Below are 263 nucleotides of genomic sequence, written 5' to 3'. Positions count from 1 at the left end.
CCGGCGAGCAGACATACACCAGCTGGGTGCGGGCCCAGGTCGGCACGTCCACCTGGGACCAATCGACCGCGAAATTGCGCGCCGGGTCGGCGTTGGCGAAGAAGACGTCGGCGCCCGCGAGCAGCGCGGCGCCTTCGTAGATCTGATAGAACGGATTTGGGCAGACGACGACGGGCGCCGGCCTGGACCGGTCGACCACGGTCTGCGCAATCGCGAACAGCGCTTCGCGCGAACCATTGACCGGCAGCACCTGGCTGGCGGCG

General features: G+C 68.8%; 1 pseudogene. It reads right to left on the bottom strand.

The features are described 5' to 3' along the window. Window positions 1-263: pseudogene (locus tag RVY79_RS20095) on the bottom strand (succinyldiaminopimelate transaminase); the annotation flags it as partial.

Source organism: Chromohalobacter sp. HP20-39 (assembly GCF_033052815.1).
GTDB lineage: Bacteria > Pseudomonadota > Gammaproteobacteria > Pseudomonadales > Halomonadaceae > Chromohalobacter.
The sequence above is the reverse complement of the archived record's forward strand: the minus strand, read 5'-3'. Positions and strand labels throughout refer to the sequence as shown.